Consider the following 17408-nt stretch of genomic DNA (forward strand, 5'->3'; position numbering starts at 1 on the left):
TGGCCGGTGGCGCTGCCGACCGATACTTCGCCCACCGAGGCCTGGCCCGTGAGGCGGCCGCTGCCGTCGACGTAGTTGGCGAGTGCGCCAACCGTCGTGCGCGAACCGGCACCAAGCGCAACGGAGTTGGCGAACGAGGCATTGGCGGCAGCACCCAGCGCCAGCGCGTTCGGCGTCGCAGCAGCCACCTGGCTGCCGCTGCCCAGCGCGATCGAATTGTCACTCCCGACGGCGCCGTTTGAAGTTCCGGCGACCCGTGCGTTGGGACCGAGCGCCATCGCGTTGGCGGCGTACTGGACCTTTGCGTTGTAACCCATCGCAACGGAGTTCGACGACTTGAGGAGGCTGAAGTCGAGTGAGTCCGGCGCGTATCCCGGCGCAGTCGGGTCCCCTCCGGTACCGGCCCTGGCCACTGGCGAGATGTCCTGCACGCCCGCGCTGGTGCCAAGCGCGAGACTGCGCACGCTGCCTGCGACTGCGGCAGAACCCAGCGAAGTCGCGCTCTCGCTGGCAGCCGCGGTGGCGCCGATGGCGGTCCCGTTGGCGGTGAACAGATACTCGCCGGAGATCGTCGCCGGCGCGCCGGCCTGGCCGTAGTAGGCGGTCATGGCCTTGGAGCCGATCACCGTGTTGTTGCTTCCCGGCGCCACCGCGCTGTAACCCACTGCGATGGAATTGGCCCCGACACCTGGCTCGAGACGAAAATTCTGGTGGTAACCGGCGTAGTTGCCGATGGCGATCGCGTTGTCGTTGTAAGCATGCGAATTCGAGCCCAGCGCCACCGTGTTGTAGCCCTGTGCGACCGAAGCGAAACCGATCGCGACCTGTCCGGTCGCGTTGACCTTGTCGGGGCTCTTTACGACGTTGGTGTTGGCGTACAGGGAGAGGTAACCATCCGTGGTGGCCAGCGTTCCCATGGCGATGGCGTTATCGCTCTTGGCCCATGCCTCGGTGCCGATGGCAGCAGCGCCCCTGCCCGTGGCGAGTGAACCGTTGCCGAGAGCGAAGGCGCTGGTTCCCGACGAGACCGAATCCGCGCCCATGGCCATGGCGTAGTCGGCCTGCGCGTTCGCGCCGCCGATCGCGACCGAGCCGACGCCGCTGCCGGCGCTGCCGCTGCCCAGGGCCAGCGCATTGGCGGCACTGGCGCTGCTGCCAGCACCCAGCGCAACACTGGCCGTGCCGCTGGCATAGCTGGCAGTGCCCATTGCCGTGCTGTCGTCGCCTTCGGCGATCGAGCCGTAGCCGTAGACACTGGAATTGGCGCCGACGGCGGAGGCGTTGAAGCCGGTGGCGGTGCTGTTCTCGCCCAGCGCGAAGGTGCCGGTGCCGAGGGCGACGCTGTTGGCGCCGCCGGCCCAGCTGTAGGCACCGAAGGCGGCGGCGTTGTCGGCGTCGGCCATCGCGTAGGCGCCGGTCGCGGTGCTCGCGTTGCCCGATGCGTAGCTCAGCGTGCCCAATGCGGTAGCGGCCGCGCCGCTGGCCAGTGCGTTGACGCCGCAGGCCACAGCCTCGGGGTCAGTGGCCGCGCCGACCGGATTGCCGGACGAGTCAACGCAGAACGACTGCGCGCTGGCGATCGCGGGCACCAGGCCCAAAGCAAGGACAATGGCGTGCGCCAGGCGTGCAGGACGCGGGCGGCGGGTTGCGGACGGAAGATTCACGGAGTTCTCCATCGACGCGACTCGGCGCGCCGGTTCGATTGCATGAGGTAGAGGCGTGCATGCGTCGCGGTTCCCCCAGAACGCACGCTTTCAGCCTATGCAGCGAAATTGGGCGTGGATTTGATCGCCGGTCCCAACGTTTGACCGTGCGTACCGCGCGCACGCATGAACAGGCGTCAGTCGATCTCCGATGCCCTTGCCTGCCCCGGCGTCATGCCGAAGCGCCGCTTGAACAAGCGCGTGAAGGCGTGGAGATCGACAAAACCGTGGTGGAAGGCGATCTGGCCGATGTTGGCCTGTGCCGGCGCGGCGGCCAGTGCCGCCCGGCAACGCTGCAGGCGGGTCTCGCGCAGGAAGCCGAGCACCGTGAGCGACTGGGCGGAGAACAACCGGTATAGCGACGTGCGCGAACACCCGACCGTCGCCGCGATTTCATCCACCGACAAGTCATGGCGGCGGAAATGCGTCTGGATGTGCAGTTGCGCCTTGGCCAGCAGGATCTCGTGGCCGGCGCTGGAATCGCTGCGGCTGATTGCCGTCGCACGCAGGCCCATGGCCGTCTGGTCGACCATCGCCGACAGCACCCGCGCGCGAGCGCCATCGGCCAGCTCATCGCCACGCGCTGCGAGCAGGCGCAACTGCGCCTTGAGCGCGTTCGACAGCACCGGGTCGTCGATCGGAATGACGGCGCGCCCGGACTGCGCCCACGCTCGCTGATCGACAGGGAGCGTGTCGGACTGCATTTCAAGACCCGGCAACTGCAGGCACAGGTCGGAATGGGCAGTCCACTGGGCTTCCTTGACCGCGGTCGTATCGAGCAGGAACAGGTCGCCCTGGCCGACCTCCACACCGTCCCGCCGACCGTGTGCCCGGATGCGCGCCTGGCCCGCCAGCAGGAATACCAGCCGCAGGTGCCCGCGCGCCGAGTCGAACGGCCGCACGCGCGCGGCCATCGCACGGCTGTGCAGGAAGCGCACATCGCCGTCCCCCCAGGCGCTGTACTCGCCGACGAACTGGTGCGCGCCCAGCGCATCGGACTGCACCTGCAGGTCCCAGTTGTAGCGCTCTCGCGATACCGCGCGCCATTGCTCGAGGGTGAAACGCGTCGAACCGTCGACACGACCGGCGACGGTGGCCCGGCCGGACCGGTCCGTTCGCGGCGGACGGCGACGCGCTGCCTGTTCGGATTTTCGATCCCCTTCGGACATCGCGTGTATGCAGCTCGACCTTCATCGGGACATATGCCCGCCACGTTCGGATTAGCGCAGGGATATCCAGTTCTGGCTTGGCCTGACGCGACAGATGTTTGCCCTCACGCGACAATCACCAGCGGGTGCGAATCTGCGACGCCATCAAGATCGCAGCTGCCCCTTTGTCCGGCCCTTTGATCCGCACCACCGCATTGACCAACTACCGCGAACTCGTGCGCGAGCTCGGCGGCAATCCCGAGGCGCTGCTGCGGCGCTTCAACATCGCCCCTGACCTGCTGGACGTGCACTACGCCATGGTGCCGCTGCAGTCGGTGGTGCAACTGTTCGAGCTGACCGCGACCGAACTGGACCGGCCCGATTTCGGCTTGTCCCTTTCGCGCGTGCAGGACTGGAACATCGTCGGCCCGGTGGCACTGATTGCCCGCAACTCCCCGGATGTCGGCGCCGCAATCGACGACTTCGCCCACTTCATCGGTTTCTACAGCCCCGGCGCCGTCTTCGAACTCGATCGCGTCAGCGACCCCGAGGCGCCGCGCCTGACGTTCCGCTTCGAGGTTGGCAAAAGGTTCGAACCTGGCCGCCAGGCGGTGGAGCGTGCGCTGGGCCTGATGCACCACATCGTGGGAATGCTTCTCGACGACCCGGGCTTCCATGCGCAGACGGTGCTGTGCCGGCACGCCAGCGCACTTCCCCAGGTGCTCTATCGCAAGCATTTCGGCACCCGCGTGCTGTTCCTCCAGGAGGCCAATGCGCTGGTGCTGACCCGGCAGCAGATCGCACGTCCGATCGACAGTCACAACAAGATGATGCGGGCGTTCCTGGTCGACTTCGTCAGTCGCGAGATCGAGGAGCGCCCGCGCACCGCGCGCGAGCAGGTCACGGCCGCCATCGATCGCCTGCTCCCGACCGGGCGCTGCTCGCTGGTGGCGGTGGCGCAGCAGCAGGCCGTCCACCCGCGGACACTGCAACGCCAGCTCGCCGACGAGGGCCTGACCTTCCTGGGCCTGCTCGACTCGGTCAGGCGCGAGCGGGCGCAGGAGTACCTGGCCGAGCCAGCGATGCCGATGACCCAGATCGCCGGACTGCTGGGCTATGCCGAACAGAGCTCGTTCAACCATGCGTGCCGACGCTGGTTCAAGCAGGCACCGCAGCAGATCCGCCTGGCGCGTTCGTCCGATCCGCCCTGACGTCGGCCGCCCTGACGTCTGCCACCGTGACGTCGGCCGCCTTGACGTCCGCCGCCTGACAGGCGTCTTATCCGGCCACGCGGGAACCTTTTTCCCTGGCCTGCGTCTGCGCAGTGGAGCAATGCCTTCGCCCAGGAGAGTTCGATCATGGCCCAGCCCGGCACCGAGCGGACCGTTGACTACGCTGCGCTGGATGACGCGCGGCTGGCGGCCCGGGTGGCGGCGGGCGACCGCGACGCGTTCTGCCACCTGATGCAGCGCTGCAACCAGCGTCTGTTCCGCACGGCACGCGGCATGGTCGGCAACGATGCCGAGGCTGAAGATATCGTGCAGGACGCCTACCTTCGCGCTTTCGAACACATCGCGACATTTCGCGGCGAGTCCTCACTGACCACCTGGTTGACGCGGATCGTGCTCAATGGCGCGCAAAGCCGACTGAGGCAACGCCGCATGACCGTCGAGCTGGACCAGATCGATACCCTGCAGACCGACGGAGACCGTGTCGTGCCCTTCCCTTCCCGGTTCGTCAGCGAATCCACCGGCAGCGAAGATCCCGCTGCCGCCGCGTCACGCGAGCAGGTGCGACGCCTGATCGAACATGCCGTCGACGAACTGCCCGAACCGTTCCGCATCGTCTTCGTACTGCGCGACATCGAAGGCTGCACGGTGGAGGAAACCGCAGGCAGCCTGGCCCTGCGCACCGAAACGGTGAAGACGCGCCTGCACCGCGCCCGGCGGCTGCTGCGCGCCGCCTTGAATGACACGCTGTCGGCGACGTTGTCGGAGGCGTTTCCGTTCCTGGGTTCGCGCTGCGCGCGCATCAGCGCGGCCGTGATGACCAGGATCGACGCCTTGGCGCCGGCCGACGACGACCAACCCACACACCCGCCCACCCACCCACTGACGAGACTGTGACCATGCTGACGTATGCCCTGATCGTGTTCGCGATTGCCGCCATGGGCGGCCTGTTCCTGGCATCTCATGTTCTGCGCGGGCGACTGGCGCCGTGGGCGGTTTCCCTGATGCACGCACTGTTGGGTTTTTGCGGGCTGGTGATGCTGGTGATGGCGGTCGGGCAAGGCGGCGCATCGGCACGTGTCACCGCGGCGCTGGCAGTGCTGGCGCTGGCAGCGCTCGGCGGCTTCTATCTGGCCTCGATCCATCTGCGCGGCAAGGTCGCCCCCAAGGCGGTCGTGTTCGTGCACGCGGGCGTGGCCGTGACCGGTTTCCTCGTGCTGCTCAGCGCCGTGCTGACGATATGAAGCATCCGTTGCACCCGGCCCTCGTCCACTTCCCGGTCGCGTGCTGGTCGCTGGCGACGGCCGCGGACACGGTCGGGCTGTTCCGCGCAGCGTCCTACTGGCAGCTGTCCGGGCTGCTGCTGGCGATTGGCACCCTGGTTGCAACCGTTGCGATGGCGGCGGGCCTGGCCGAACTGCCGGACCTGGAGCCCGGCAGCACGCCATCGCGGGACGCCCGTCGCCACATGCTCCTGGCCGCAACGGCCTGGAGCTGCTACGCCGCCAGCCTGTTTCTGCGCATCGAGGAGGGAGCGCTGACGCGTCCGGGCGCGTTGGCGATCGGGCTGGGGGTGTTGGGATTCCTCAGCCTGTGCGGGGCGGGCTGGATGGGGGGCAGGCTGGTCTACGAGCACGGCATCGGCGTTCGCAAGCGCGGCTGAGGGCACGCCGGGAAATTGGCTCTGCCGATCCGGCGTCGAGTGGTTCTCCAATCTGCCGTTTCAGACCGATAGCGTGGTGCCATTGGCGCGCGAACGCATGCGCCGCACCGCGAGATCGTCATGGCCCTGCGCTGTCACGTACCTTCCGCTCCGGCGTCCACGCCGGCATTGCCCGACGATCGCTGCCTGCTGCTGACCATCGGCAAGGACGTGCCGCTGCGGCTGCCACGCAACGCGATATCGCTGTGGCTGCCATTGCGCGGCAACGTGCACTTGCTGGGCAGCGACTGCCAATGGCTCCTGCATTCGCACCAGTCGCAGCTGTGGTGCGGCGGAGCGGTGCAGGCGGAAGGGGGCAAGGACGCGCTATGGCTGTGCCTGGCCGGCAGCCCCGAGGCGTGGGCGCGCCACTTCGGCCATGCCCATGGCGGCCGTGAGCCACTGCCCTGGCAGCACGCGGCGCCGCGCCGCCTGCGTCGCCTGCTCCTGCAGGTGGCACGACGGCTGCGCGATGCACCGGCGGCCGGGTCCGACGAGGACAACGCGGTCGACGAGCTCGGCAACCTGCTGGTTGAACAGCAGCAGGCGATCGCCGCGCGCCTCCCGCGCTGTCGCGGCCGCAACCAGTCGCACCGGCGCCAGACCCTGCTGCGCCTGCTGCACGTGCGGCATCTGGTGCGCTGCCATGTCGACGCCGAAGAAGACTCGGAACCGTCCATCGACCTGACCTGGCTGGCCGAACGCGCCCACTACTCGTCTGGCCACCTGATCCGGATCCACCGCGAGGTGTTCGGCGAAACGCCGTCGGAGTACCTGGTTCGGCTGCGCAGTGCGCGTGCATGGCGACTGGTGCGCGAGACCGCGATGCCGGTCGGCGAGATCACCCAGGCGCTCGGCTTCGAGAGCCAGAGCGCGTTCTGCCGTGCGTTCAAGCACACCTTCGGCATGACCGCGACGCAGGCGCGCCGCAGCGAGTTGGACTCATGCGCAGCCTGAGCACATCGATCGAGCCCGGGGCGCGGCGCGCACTCACGTGGATGCTGCTGGGCGGGCTGTGCGCAGGCACGCTCGACATCGTCTTCGCCACCGGTTTCTGGGCGCTGCGCGGCGTTGCGCCGCAGCGGATCCTGCAGAGCGTGGCCGCCGGCGTGCTCGGCAAGGCCAGCTTCGGCGGTGGCGGCGCCAGCGCGATGCTGGGCCTGTTGCTGCATTTGATGATCGCGATCGCGATGGCCAGTGCCTACGCCATGGCCGCACGCGATGCCACCGCGCTGCTGCGGCATCCGTGGCGTTACGGCGCGCTGTACGGACTGGCGTTGTACGCGGTGATGTCCTTCATCGTCGTGCCGCTGTCGGCGGCGCCACGCAATGGCAACCCGTTGCCGCTTTGGGTCGCGTCGAGTGTCGTCGCACACGTGGTCCTGGTCGGCTGGCCCTGCGCCTGGTTCGCGCGACGCGCCTGGCTGGGCGCGTGGGGCTCGCCGCCTCTGGCGACGATGCTCGAACGTCCAGGCTGATCGTCCCGGCTTCGAAACGCCCGGCGCGCAGCGATCCAGGCGTCACCGGATTCCGCACGCGCCGCGGTTCCGCCCCTCTGCACGGAGACTGCAATGAACCACCTCGCCCCCGGACTGCTCGTCCTGCTCACTCTCGCCACTGCACCTGCCTACGCCCACGGTGGCGGCAACAAGTGCAAGAAGATCCACGCCGACCTGGTCGAAGTGTCGGCCACGGAAGGTTGCAACCCCGGTCTGTCGTCATGCTTCCTGGGCGAAGTCGACGGCAACCATGGCGTACGCGGCGTGACCCATTTCGCTGCCGACAGCGGCGCCGCGGGGCCGTCGACGTCGCCGGGGTTCATCTCCTACAGCGGGCCGTTCGAGTACCGCCTGGAGAAGGGCAACCTCACGATGCGCGAAACCGGCGTCACCACGTCCGGCCCGGTACCTGGCGTCGTCACGGCCTACCAGAAGATCGTCGCCGGAACCGGCGAGTTCGCCGGCGCGACGGGCTACTTCTTCGTCAGCGGCGAGAAGGACGGCCTGGGCCTGGTCGAAACCTTCATCAATGGCGAGATCTGCTTCCAGAAGTGATCCGCCAGCAGCAGGGTCTTCCCTCCCCCTACCCCTCTTCCGGACGCGGTTGAGGGGGTTTTTTGGTGTTTTTGCATGCGTGGTCGCTTGGGGAGGAGGTGGGGTGCAGCGATCGAGGGCGGGGTCCGTGCCCTACTCATTCGCGCGTCCGCTCGGTGAGCTCGGGCCCGGACGCCCGCGAAAGGATCAGGTGGTTCCAAAAGAACGGGTACTCGTCATTCCCGCGAAGGCGGGAATGACGCTTCGGACGAAGACCGGGCAATGAATTGGCAGAGCGTCGTTCGACGGGCCGGGGATTGATCCGCAGCGGGACATGGATGTCCCGCGCCCCGCATCAGCCATGGATGGCTGATTAAGGGGCGGAGCAATCCCCGGCCCGGCGGACGGCGCCAAAACGAAGGCGACGCTCCTGCAGTTGAAGCTTCTGCAGTTGGCGCCTCAGTGCCCGCCGCCGTCCAGCGCCTTCAGCTCGCTCACCAGCGCGCTGGCCATCTCCGCGCCGTCGCCGTAGAGCATGCGCGTGTTGTCCTGGTAGAACAGCGCGTTCTCGATACCGGCGAAGCCGGTGCCCTTGCCGCGCTTGATCACGATCGTGTTCTTCGAATTGGTCACGTCCAGGATCGGCATGCCGTAGATCGGCGACGCCGGATCGGTCTTGGCAACCGGATTGACCACGTCGTTGGCGCCGATCACCAGCGAGACATCGGTGTTGGCGAACTCCGGATTGATGTCGTCCATGTCGGCGATCAGGTCGTACGGCACACCGGCCTCGGCCAGCAGCACGTTCATGTGCCCCGGCATGCGCCCGGCCACCGGATGGATCGCGAACTTCACCTTGACCCCGCGCTCCATCAACTTCTGGCTCAGTTCCCAGATCTTGTGCTGCGCCTGCGCCACCGCCATGCCGTAGCCCGGCACGATCACCACGCGCTCGGCATAGGCCATCATCGCCGCGACATCGCCAGCCTCGATCGGCTTCTGCGTACCGCTGATCTCCTGCGCCTGCCCGCCCCCGCCGAAGCTGGAGAACAGCACGCCGTGGATCGGCCGGTTCATCGCCTTGGCCATCAACTGCGTCAGCAGCGTACCGGCCGCACCGACCATGGTGCCGGCGATGATCAATGCCTCGTTGCCGAGCACATAACCTTCGAACGCCACCGCCAGGCCGGTCAGCGCGTTGTACAGCGAGATCACCACCGGCATGTCGGCGCCGCCGATCGGCAGCGTCATCAGCACGCCCAGCGAAAGCGCCAGCACGAAGAACGCGATGATCGCCGGCGTGGCGAGCGTGTTGATGGCGATGCCGCCCATCACGATCATCGCCACGAACACCGCCAGGTTGAACAACTGCTGCCCCGGGAACACCACACGCTTGTCCAGGCGTCCGTCGAGCTTGGCCCAGGCAATGATCGAACCCGACAGCGACACCGAACCGATCGCCGCGCCGATCACCGCCAGCACCAGCGATGTCATCGGCGGCGCCTGGCCCTCGCCGGAGAAACGCAACAGCTCGACCGCACCGATCGCCGCCGCCGAACCGCCACCCATGCCGTTGTAGAGCGCAACCATCTGCGGCATGTCGGTGATGGCGACCTTCTTGCCCGACACCCACGCCGCTGCGGTGCCGATACCCAGCGCCAGCACGATCAGCGCCATGTTGTGCAGGCCCGGCAGCAGGAACGTCGCCACCGTCGCGATCACCATGCCCAGGCCGGCCCAGCGGATGCCGCTGCGCGCACTGACGGGCGAGGCCATGCGCTGCAGGCCCAGCAGGAACAAGGTGGCGGCAACGAAATAGCTGGCCGCGGCGATCCACGCGAATGCGTTCTGGACGCCGCTCATGCCTTGCCTCCGCTCTGGCCGGCGCCGGGCTTGCGGCTGGCCTTGAACATTTCCAGCATGCGCTCGGTGACGACGTAGCCACCGGCGGCATTGCCGGCGCCGAGCAGGACGGCGACGAACCCGATGACCTTTTCCAGCGTCGTGTCGGCATGGCCGAGCACGACCATGGCGCCGATCAGGACGATGCCGTGGATGAAGTTGGACCCGGACATCAGCGGGGTATGCAGGATCACCGGCACCCGCGAGATGATCACGTGGCCGGCGATGGCCGCCAGCATGAAGATGTACAGAGCTACCAACCCGTCACCCATCATCCGTACCCCATCTCGATGTCTCCCGCATCATAACCGCGGATGAACGCGGCGCCAGCGCTGTCAACCGCCGCCACCGGCGGGCGTTGTCTCCCCCGCAGGACGGGCCATGCCGGCTCGTCGGACCGGGAGAAACCGCAATGAGGCATGCAGCACGCAAGCGCACGCTGTTGGCAGCACTCGGGATCGTGTGGTTGATGACCGCCGCCAGCGCATTCGCCGGCGACCGGGGCGACCGGGTCGAGCAGCGTATGGACCGCAAGGGCGACCGCATCGACGCGCGCCTGGACGCCCGTGGCAACCGCATCGACCACCGCCTGGACCAGCGTGCCGCCTGGCAGCAGGCACTCGGCCATGACCGCCGCGCCTACCAGCTGGACAGGAAGGGCGATCGCATCGAGCGCCGCCTGGACCGCCGCGGCGACCTCGCCGATGCGCGCTGGGACCGTCGTGGCGACCGTTTCGACGCCCGCTGGGATTATCAGCATGGAGACCGTCGGCATTAAGCCAGGCCCCGTATGCTTCGACCCGTGAGCCGCGAACCCGAAGACGACGTGCTGACCGCCACTGCGGCGCAGGCACACGCGCGCGCCGCCTCCAGCGAGGAGGCGGTTGCGCGCTTGCCGGCATCGCTGGAGGAGTTCCTGGCGGGTGTGGGCACCCGCGCCTTCCGCTTCGCCGAACTCGGCCTGCGCCAGCGCGAGGATTCGCTCGACGCCGTGCAGGACGCGATGATGAAGATGCTGTCCTACCGCGACCGCCCCGCCGAGGAATGGACGCCGCTGTTCTGGAGCATCCTGCGCAGCCGCATCGTGGATGTGCAGCGCCGCCGCACGTTCCGCCTGCGCTGGCTGATGCCGACGCCGCATTTGGACAAGAACGGGCGCGAAGACGGCCCGCTGGACTGGGCCGACGACGGCCCCGATCCGGCGCGCACGTTCGACGGACGCGAGGCCTACGCCAAGCTGTCCGAAGCACTGGCAACACTGCCGCGCCGGCAACGCGAGGCCTTCAGCCTGCGCATCCTGGAAGAACTCGACGTCGCCACGACCGCGCGGGCGATGGGCTGCAGCGAAGGCGCGGTCAAGACACACCTGTCGCGTGCACGCGAAGCGCTGCAGCGACAACTGGAGGACTGGCGATGAGCCGCAACGAACAAGACGAGCGCACCGCTGACGAGCGCGCATTCGACCAGGCCATGCGCCGCCTGCACGCGCAGGCCGTGGACCAGGTCTCGCCGGCGACACGCACGCGCCTGCGCGTTGCGCGTCAGGCAGCCACCACCCCGGCGTCTGCGCGCGATCGCCGCCGCGGCCCGGGCTGGGTGATGGCCAGCGGCTTCGCCGCAGTGTTCGCGCTGGCGATCGGACTGCTGCTGCGGCCGTCGCCGCAGGCACCGGTACCGGCAGCAGCCGTGGCCGTGTCCCAGCCCGCGGCGGCAGTCGCAACGACGGCCGCGCCGCACTACGACCCCGACAGCGCCGTCGCCGTCCTCGACGAAAACCCCGACCTCTACCTGTGGCTGGCAGCGAACGACGATGCCATGCCGGATCTTGAACAGTGATGATCTGGAACAGTGACATGCGGAGCAACGACATGCGCAAGGTTTCCCTTCCCTCCAGCCTCGGGCGCGTTGCAACCGTGATGGCGCTGCTGCTGGCGGTTACGCCGGCATTCGCGGCCGATCCGCCCAAGGCCGCAGCGCCGGCCGCGACCAGCGCGCCTGCAGCCGCACCTGCCAAGCCATTGCCTGCCTGGGAGCAGCTCACCCCGGCGCAACGCGAGCAATTGATCGCGCCGGTTCGCGAGCGCTGGAACAGCCAGCCAGACGAGCGCCAGCGCATGCTCGATCGCGCCGGGCGCTGGCAGGAGATGACGCCCGACCAGCGCCAGCGCGCGCGTCACGGCATGAATCGCTGGGAACACATGAGCCCGGAGCAGCGCGAACAGATGCGGGCGCTGTACGCCCGGATGCGCGGCCTCGACGACGCGCAGCGGGCCGCGCTCAAGGAGCAATGGCGGGCGATGACGCCCGAACAGCGCCGCGCCTGGGTGCAGGCGAACCCCGCCCCGGCCGACAGCGACGACCAGCCACGGCGCCGCTGACAGGCGCAGCTCGCAGGCGCCAGCCGGACCCGGCTGGCGGCGATCTCCGCGGCCAGGGGTCGCCAGCAAGCTCGCTCCTACACTAGGATGCAGCCATCAGGTTCTGGAGCGGAGCATGGCGGGCATCACCATTGGCGTTGCAAGCGAAACCGCAACCGGCGAACGCCGTGTCGCCGTGACTCCGGAAACCTGCAAGAAACTCGTTGCGCGAGGCGCGCGCGTGCGTGTGCAGCGTGGCGCCGGCCGTGCGGCCAGCTTCGACGACCAGGCCTACAGCGACGCCGGTGCGGACCTCGCCGATGACGCCGCCGCGGCATGGGCCGATGCCGATGTCGTGATGTGCGTGCAACCGCCGGGCGCGCAGGCACTTGCCGGGCTGCGCCAGGGCGCAGTGCTGGTCGGCATCCTTGCGCCGCAGGGCGACGCGGCACGCGGCGAAGCCATCGCCGCGCGCGGCCTGCTCGCCTTTCCGCTCGAACGCCTGCCGCGCACCACGCGCGCGCAGGCGATGGACGTGCTCAGTTCGCAGGCCGGCATGGCCGGCTACAAGGCCGTGCTGATTTCCGCGCAGCTTGCGCCGCGCTTCTTCCCGATGCTGACCACCGCGGCCGGCACTATCCGGCCATCGAAGGTGCTCATCGTCGGCGCCGGCGTCGCCGGTCTGCAGGCGGTGGCGACAGCCAAGCGCCTAGGCGCGCAGGTCGAAGGTTTCGACGTGCGCCCGGAGACGCGCGAGCAGATCGAATCGCTCGGCGGCAAGTTCCTCGACCTGGGCGTCAGTGCCGCCGGCGAAGGCGGCTATGCGCGTGCGCTCACCGATGAGGAGCGCGCCGAACAGCAGCGTCGCCTGGGCGAACATCTCAGGGGCATCGACGTCATCGTCTGCACGGCCGCCGTGCCGGGCCGTCCGGCGCCGAAGATCATCACTGCGGCCATGGTGGCCGGGATGAAGCCGGGCAGCGTGATCGTCGACCTCGCCGCCGAAACCGGCGGCAACTGCGAACTGACGCAGCCGGGCGAAACCATCGAGCGCAATGGCGTCACCATCGCCGGCCCGCTCAACCTCGCCAGCAGCGGCGCGGTGCATGCCAGTGAGATGTACGCGCGCAACCTGCTCAACTTCGTCAGCCTGTTCGTGACCGAGCAAGCGTCGAAAGAAGGTCGCCTTGCCATCGACTGGAACGATGAGCTGCTGGCGCGCACGGTATGGCCGGAGCGTGAGGCGCCGGCGCCGGCACCCTCACCAGCGCAGGCCTAGCCTTCGCGCAAACCGTCATCCCCGCGCTGGCGGGGATCCATGGACGTTGCCTTGACCGGCCCGGCGTCCGCCGGGGCGAGATTGAATCGCCGGGACAACGCTCAGCGCGCGACCGGCGCCCTGTCCAGATGACGACGCACCTGCCGCATCGCCTCGTCGAAGGCGGTGCGTTCGGCGCCGATGGTCAGGCGCCCGGCGCTGGCCAGTGCGGCCAGTTCTTCCGGCGAGGCGACCAGCATGCGGATGCCGCGGCGGTTGACCAGCAGGAAGCGTGACGTCAGCGGGCTGACCCAGGCGATCTTGGCCGCCACCGACTCGCCCTGCGGGTCGGTCAGGCGCACCCAGTCGCCCGATTCCAGGCTGCGCATGCGCTCGGCCAGGATCTGGTCGTGGCTCATGGTGTCGGTGCCGCCGGCGAGCCACAACTTGCGCTCGTTCTCGGTGACATCGTCCTCGGGCATGGTCAGCGGCGGTGCCGGACGACGGCGGCGCGGCGTATCCGGTGTCGCCAGCGCGCGCACCAGGCCGGCCATGCCGTGTTGCGCGGCGCTGTCGTCGAGGCCGGAACTGGCGAGGCATTCGACGATGGCCGGCTGCAGCGCCAGCAGCTGGTCGGCCAACTCGCGGCCGCGGTTCTGCTCGGCCATGCGATCGGCCATCAACAGCGCGTCGCCCAGAGCGATGGCTTCGGCGTGGCGGCGCGGATCGGCGCCGTCGCGCAGCAGCGTCTGGACGACATGATGGCGCCAGGGCATCGCCAGGAAATCGGCGACGGCCTGGGTCAGTTCCGGCTCGGCCAGGCGATCGGACAGCGCCGACTCGGCCTGCTCGCGCGCGGCGCCCAGACGCTCGCGGCCATAGGTGGCCTTGGCAGCGCGCTGTTCCTGCATCTCGATGCGTCGGCGCTGCTGCGCCAGCAGGGCGTCGAGCTCGGCATGGGCCAGCTCGAACACGGCCAGGTCTTCGTTGTATTCGGAGACGATGCGCTGCGAGATCTCGGTGGCGCGATCGAGCAGTTCGCGATCCTGCGCGGTCTCGGCGTCGTTGCCTTCGCAGGCCTCGGTGATCGCGTCGAGCAGACGGCGCGCCGGGTGCTCGCGCTTGACGAACACGCCGTTATCGGTCAGCGCGACCTTCACGTATGGCAGCACCAGTCGCGCATACAGGCGGCGGGCGCGGTCCTGCAGGGCGTTGTGCTTGAACAGCGAGTCGAACAGCAGCGCGACCAGGTCGATCGCGTCCTCTTCCTCGGAGCTGAAACAGGCCTGTTCGGGATTGAGGCCGAGGCGGCGGGCGCCGTCCTGGATATGGTCGCGGATCGTCTCGCCCAGCCTGCCGGTCACTGCCAGCGCGCGCGCGAACGCGTCCGGCGGCTCGGCCTGCAGCAGCGAGGCAACGCTGAGGATTTCATCGACGCGCAACTCGCGGCGCGGCCCGCCGACGCGCGCGGACACCGAGCCCGGGCTGGCGTCGGCCCTGGGCGCGCTTTCGCGCCAGGCATGCAACTGGCTGCGCAACTCGGCCAGCTCGCTGGCCATCGCCGCCATGTCCTGGTTGGACATGGGGGTCGACAGGGTCCGGCCGAAATTGCCCGCCCCGGAGGCGTGGGCGAACGACGGCCCAGCACCGGGACCACCGAAACCATCGCCGCCGGGGAAGCCCGGCGCCGGCCCGTAGCCGTCGCCCTGGCCGCCGCGCTCGCGGCGCGAGTCGTCGCCGCGCGGCGCCGGCGTGGCCGGAGCGGCGCTGCCATAGCCTGACGTCGCCAATACGGTATTGACGCGTGCGTACAACTCGCCGAGCACGCGGACCAGCTCGGTTTCGTAATGACGGAACAGGCGTGCGCGCAGCGTGTCCGGGACCTGCGCTTCCAGGAAGGTCTGGGAAAAGGCCGCGACCAGGCGGTCCGGACCGATCGGGTTGACCCCCATCGGCACGCGCATTGCCTCGGAGAGGGTCTGCAGGCGGCTTTGCAGGGTGTCCAGCGGGCGCGCGAACCGCGCCACCAGCGCCTCGTTCAGGCGGCCGCTGGCAAGCTCGTATTCCAGTTGCTGCTCGTCCACCAGGCGCAGCTGGACTTCGCCGCCGCTGCGGATGCGCAGCGCCCGGAAGTCATCGAAGCCCTGCGCGACCTGCTGGCGGAAACGCATGACATGCGACGCCTGCTGCTGGCGCAGCACCCACAACGCGGCCTGCTCTTCGTAGAAGTTGTTTTTGCCATCGGTCTTGAGGGAGGCGAGCTTGAGCGCGTCCTCGATCGGGCCATAGAGCGTCCCCGGCAGCCCGCCGAGCGCTTCCAGGGCCTGACGCTTGATCTCCTCAAGCATGCGCATCGGATCGGTACGCGTAGCTTGAGCGACGCCGTGCGGATAGCCGGACACTAGCTTGTTCCCCAGAGTTGCGTGGACCGAATCTGCCGTGCGCCGGCAGGTGGTAGGCGCATAGTGGCAAGATACGACCTCGCCTTGCAGGCCCACTTTGAGCAATTGTGACTGATGTCGCGAAACACTTCTGACCCGTCCCGGGATTTCGACCTCGCCCTCGCCCCTTTGGACGCCCGCCGCTCGGTCCCGCCGAAGCAGCTGGGCGAGCCCGGCCCCGATCCGGACACCCTGATGCGCCTGCTGCGCTCGGCCGTCCGGGTCCCCGACCACGGCAAGCGGGTGCCTTTCCGCTTCATCAGCTTCAGCGGCGACGCCCGCCATGCGTTTGGCGAACGCCTGGCCCAGCGCAGCCGCCAGCGCGATCCGGACGCCAGCGACGCGGTCATCGAGAAGGACCGGACGCGATTCTCCCACGCCCCGCTGGTGGTCGCGGTGATCGGACAACTCGGGCCGGACGAGAAGATTCCCGAATCTGAACGCTTTTCCACGGCGTCCTGCGTCTGTTTCGCCCTGCTCCAAGCCGCGCAGGCGCTGGGCTACGGTGCGATCTGGCTGACCGGCTGGCTGGCCTATGACGCCCAGGTCGGCCAATGGCTGGGCCTTGGCGAGCACGAGCGTGTCGTCGGCTTTGTCCATATAGGTACGCCGAAGCTGGACGCGCCCGAGCGCGAGCGCCCCGACCCGGCCGCCCTGCTGAGCGCGTGGTCACCGGCATGAGCAGCGTCGACGCCGCAGCGCCCGCACCGGGGCAGACGCTTTACCTGGTCGACGCGAGCATGTACGTGTTCCGCGCCTGGCACTCGATGCCCAACGAATTCCACGACGCCGACGGCTGGCCGACCAACGCCGTGCACGGCTTCGCCCGCTTCCTGCTGGAGCTGATCGACCGCACCCGCCCGCAGCACATCGCCATCGCCTTCGACGAAGCGCTCGACTCGTGCTTCCGCAATGCGCTGTACCCGGCGTACAAGGCCAACCGCGAGTCGGCGCCGGAAGAGCTCAAGCGCCAGTTCGTCCACTGCAAGGCGCTGTGCAGCGCGCTCGGCCTGGCGGTGCTGTCGCACGGCCAGTACGAAGCCGACGACCTGATCGGCAGCGCCGTGCATGCCGCCCGTGGCAACGGTTTCCGCTCGGTGATCGTTTCGGCCGACAAGGACCTGTCGCAGCTGCTCGGCGACCACGACGAGCAGTGGGACTTCGCCCGCGGCCAGCGCTGGGGCGCGGCCGGCGTGCCCGAGCGCCACGGCGTGCAGGCGCGGCAGATCGCCGACTACCTGGCGCTCACCGGCGATGCCGTGGACAACATTCCCGGCGTGCCCGGCATCGGCGCCAAGACCGCGGCCGCGCTGCTGGCGCATTTCGACACCCTCGATGCGTTGCTGGCCCGGGTCGAGGAAGTGCCCTACCTGCGCCTGCGCGGCGCCGCCAGCGCAGCGGCGAAACTGCGCCAGCATCGCGAACAGGCGTTGCTGTGCCGGCAGCTGACCACGATCGCGCTCGACGCGCCGCTGGGCGACACGGGCCTGCAATTCGTACGCGGCGACGGCGACAGCGCCGGCCTTGGCGTGCTGTGCGATGCGGTCCGCTTCGGCCCGATGACACGACGCCGCCTGTATCAGTCGGCCGGCCTCGACTTCGCCACGTCACAGGCCCAGGCGTAGCATTCGGCAA

The 17408-nt window shown here is 68.8% G+C and carries 18 protein-coding genes and 1 pseudogene; 14 read left to right on the top strand and 5 right to left on the bottom strand.

Annotated elements, in window-relative coordinates:
- Window positions 1-1664, bottom strand: a pseudogene (locus AB4Y64_RS16485) (hypothetical protein); the annotation flags it as partial.
- A 176-nt stretch (window positions 1665-1840) separates the two neighbouring features.
- Window positions 1841-2872, bottom strand: coding sequence for a helix-turn-helix domain-containing protein (locus AB4Y64_RS16490; protein WP_441817558.1), 1032 nt, complete (start codon window positions 2870-2872; stop codon window positions 1841-1843).
- 164 nt (window positions 2873-3036) lie between these two features.
- Here AB4Y64_RS16490 and AB4Y64_RS16495 point away from each other — a divergent pair, with 164 nt between their 5' ends.
- From AB4Y64_RS16495 to AB4Y64_RS16525, 7 genes are all read left to right on the top strand, one after another.
- On the top strand, window positions 3037-4062 hold the full coding sequence (locus AB4Y64_RS16495; RefSeq protein WP_441817559.1) for an AraC family transcriptional regulator ligand-binding domain-containing protein: 1026 nt from the start codon (window positions 3037-3039) through the stop codon (window positions 4060-4062).
- Between the two features lie 147 nt (window positions 4063-4209).
- Entirely contained in the window at window positions 4210-4977 is a 768-nt protein-coding gene (locus tag AB4Y64_RS16500; RefSeq protein WP_441817560.1) for an RNA polymerase sigma factor, read from the top strand.
- Window positions 4978-4979: 2 nt separating this feature from the next.
- A complete protein-coding gene (locus AB4Y64_RS16505) occupies window positions 4980-5324 on the top strand; it encodes a hypothetical protein (protein ID WP_441817561.1) in 345 nt (114 codons plus the stop codon).
- Window positions 5321-5743, top strand: a complete 423-nt coding sequence (locus AB4Y64_RS16510; RefSeq protein ID WP_441817562.1) for a DUF2231 domain-containing protein — start codon at window positions 5321-5323, stop codon at window positions 5741-5743. The genes AB4Y64_RS16505 and AB4Y64_RS16510 overlap by 4 nt, the downstream gene beginning before the upstream one ends.
- A gap of 120 nt (window positions 5744-5863) precedes the next feature.
- On the top strand, window positions 5864-6739 hold the full coding sequence (locus AB4Y64_RS16515) for a helix-turn-helix transcriptional regulator (RefSeq protein ID WP_441817563.1): 876 nt from the start codon (window positions 5864-5866) through the stop codon (window positions 6737-6739).
- Window positions 6727-7260 (top strand): hypothetical protein, encoded by a 534-nt coding sequence (locus tag AB4Y64_RS16520; RefSeq protein WP_441817564.1) that lies wholly within the window; start codon window positions 6727-6729, stop codon window positions 7258-7260. Before AB4Y64_RS16515 ends, AB4Y64_RS16520 begins: the two co-directional genes overlap by 13 nt.
- Before the next feature lie 93 nt (window positions 7261-7353).
- Complete coding sequence (locus AB4Y64_RS16525) at window positions 7354-7836, top strand: hypothetical protein (RefSeq protein WP_441817565.1); 483 nt, start codon at window positions 7354-7356, stop codon at window positions 7834-7836.
- Window positions 7837-8274: 438 nt separating this feature from the next.
- On the opposite strand, the gene AB4Y64_RS16530 is transcribed toward AB4Y64_RS16525, so the two are convergent.
- The gene (locus tag AB4Y64_RS16530; RefSeq protein WP_441817566.1) at window positions 8275-9678 is read right to left on the bottom strand and encodes an NAD(P)(+) transhydrogenase (Re/Si-specific) subunit beta; all 1404 of its coding nucleotides are present in this window, start codon (window positions 9676-9678) and stop codon (window positions 8275-8277) included.
- Window positions 9675-9989 carry an NAD(P) transhydrogenase subunit alpha gene (locus tag AB4Y64_RS16535; protein ID WP_441817567.1) on the bottom strand — a complete coding sequence of 105 codons (315 nt, stop codon included), beginning with the start codon at window positions 9987-9989 and terminating at the stop codon, window positions 9675-9677. Before AB4Y64_RS16535 ends, AB4Y64_RS16530 begins: the two co-directional genes overlap by 4 nt.
- 140 nt (window positions 9990-10129) lie before the next feature.
- Between AB4Y64_RS16535 and AB4Y64_RS16540 the strand changes: the two genes are divergently transcribed.
- The 5 genes from AB4Y64_RS16540 to AB4Y64_RS16560 all read left to right on the top strand — a co-directional run bounded on the left by AB4Y64_RS16540 (window position 10130) and on the right by AB4Y64_RS16560 (window position 13353).
- Window positions 10130-10495: a hypothetical protein gene (locus AB4Y64_RS16540; RefSeq protein WP_441817568.1), complete on the top strand. Its 366-nt coding sequence runs from the start codon at window positions 10130-10132 to the stop codon at window positions 10493-10495.
- Between the two features lie 48 nt (window positions 10496-10543).
- A complete protein-coding gene (locus AB4Y64_RS16545; protein ID WP_441817647.1) occupies window positions 10544-11134 on the top strand; it encodes an RNA polymerase sigma factor in 591 nt (196 codons plus the stop codon).
- Window positions 11131-11553 (top strand): hypothetical protein, encoded by a 423-nt coding sequence (locus AB4Y64_RS16550; protein ID WP_441817569.1) that lies wholly within the window; start codon window positions 11131-11133, stop codon window positions 11551-11553. The genes AB4Y64_RS16545 and AB4Y64_RS16550 overlap by 4 nt, the downstream gene beginning before the upstream one ends.
- Window positions 11554-11585: 32 nt before the next feature.
- Window positions 11586-12095, top strand: coding sequence for a DUF3106 domain-containing protein (locus tag AB4Y64_RS16555; protein WP_441817570.1), 510 nt, complete (start codon window positions 11586-11588; stop codon window positions 12093-12095).
- 115 nt (window positions 12096-12210) lie between these two features.
- The gene (locus tag AB4Y64_RS16560; protein WP_441817571.1) at window positions 12211-13353 is read left to right on the top strand and encodes an NAD(P) transhydrogenase subunit alpha; all 1143 of its coding nucleotides are present in this window, start codon (window positions 12211-12213) and stop codon (window positions 13351-13353) included.
- A gap of 101 nt (window positions 13354-13454) precedes the next feature.
- On the opposite strand, the gene AB4Y64_RS16565 is transcribed toward AB4Y64_RS16560, so the two are convergent.
- Window positions 13455-15686 (bottom strand): DUF1631 family protein, encoded by a 2232-nt coding sequence (locus tag AB4Y64_RS16565; RefSeq protein ID WP_441817572.1) that lies wholly within the window; start codon window positions 15684-15686, stop codon window positions 13455-13457.
- A 162-nt stretch (window positions 15687-15848) separates the two neighbouring features.
- Between AB4Y64_RS16565 and AB4Y64_RS16570 the strand changes: the two genes are divergently transcribed.
- Both AB4Y64_RS16570 and AB4Y64_RS16575 read left to right on the top strand, forming a co-directional pair.
- Window positions 15849-16454 carry a nitroreductase family protein gene (locus AB4Y64_RS16570; RefSeq protein WP_441817573.1) on the top strand — a complete coding sequence of 202 codons (606 nt, stop codon included), beginning with the start codon at window positions 15849-15851 and terminating at the stop codon, window positions 16452-16454.
- Window positions 16451-17398, top strand: a complete 948-nt coding sequence (locus AB4Y64_RS16575; protein WP_441817574.1) for a 5'-3' exonuclease — start codon at window positions 16451-16453, stop codon at window positions 17396-17398. The genes AB4Y64_RS16570 and AB4Y64_RS16575 overlap by 4 nt, the downstream gene beginning before the upstream one ends.
- Window positions 17399-17408: the final 10 nt, after the last annotated feature.

The sequence above is a fragment of the Lysobacter sp. TAF61 genome, assembly GCF_052113485.1.
Lineage (GTDB): Bacteria > Pseudomonadota > Gammaproteobacteria > Xanthomonadales > Xanthomonadaceae > Lysobacter_J.

Coding starts and splice junctions, on each gene's coding strand:
- AB4Y64_RS16490 (WP_441817558.1), bottom strand. CDS start 2,872: ATGTCCGAAGGGGATCGAAAATCCGAACAGGCAGCGCGTCGCCGTCCG.
- AB4Y64_RS16500 (WP_441817560.1), top strand. CDS start 4,210: ATGGCCCAGCCCGGCACCGAGCGGACCGTTGACTACGCTGCGCTGGAT.
- AB4Y64_RS16505 (WP_441817561.1), top strand. CDS start 4,980: ATGCTGACGTATGCCCTGATCGTGTTCGCGATTGCCGCCATGGGCGGC.
- AB4Y64_RS16510 (WP_441817562.1), top strand. CDS start 5,321: ATGAAGCATCCGTTGCACCCGGCCCTCGTCCACTTCCCGGTCGCGTGC.
- AB4Y64_RS16515 (WP_441817563.1), top strand. CDS start 5,864: ATGGCCCTGCGCTGTCACGTACCTTCCGCTCCGGCGTCCACGCCGGCA.
- AB4Y64_RS16520 (WP_441817564.1), top strand. CDS start 6,727: ATGCGCAGCCTGAGCACATCGATCGAGCCCGGGGCGCGGCGCGCACTC.
- AB4Y64_RS16525 (WP_441817565.1), top strand. CDS start 7,354: ATGAACCACCTCGCCCCCGGACTGCTCGTCCTGCTCACTCTCGCCACT.
- AB4Y64_RS16530 (WP_441817566.1), bottom strand. CDS start 9,678: ATGAGCGGCGTCCAGAACGCATTCGCGTGGATCGCCGCGGCCAGCTAT.
- AB4Y64_RS16535 (WP_441817567.1), bottom strand. CDS start 9,989: ATGGGTGACGGGTTGGTAGCTCTGTACATCTTCATGCTGGCGGCCATC.
- AB4Y64_RS16540 (WP_441817568.1), top strand. CDS start 10,130: ATGAGGCATGCAGCACGCAAGCGCACGCTGTTGGCAGCACTCGGGATC.
- AB4Y64_RS16550 (WP_441817569.1), top strand. CDS start 11,131: ATGAGCCGCAACGAACAAGACGAGCGCACCGCTGACGAGCGCGCATTC.
- AB4Y64_RS16555 (WP_441817570.1), top strand. CDS start 11,586: ATGCGCAAGGTTTCCCTTCCCTCCAGCCTCGGGCGCGTTGCAACCGTG.
- AB4Y64_RS16560 (WP_441817571.1), top strand. CDS start 12,211: ATGGCGGGCATCACCATTGGCGTTGCAAGCGAAACCGCAACCGGCGAA.
- AB4Y64_RS16565 (WP_441817572.1), bottom strand. CDS start 15,686: ATGCGCATGCTTGAGGAGATCAAGCGTCAGGCCCTGGAAGCGCTCGGC.
- AB4Y64_RS16570 (WP_441817573.1), top strand. CDS start 15,849: ATGTCGCGAAACACTTCTGACCCGTCCCGGGATTTCGACCTCGCCCTC.
- AB4Y64_RS16575 (WP_441817574.1), top strand. CDS start 16,451: ATGAGCAGCGTCGACGCCGCAGCGCCCGCACCGGGGCAGACGCTTTAC.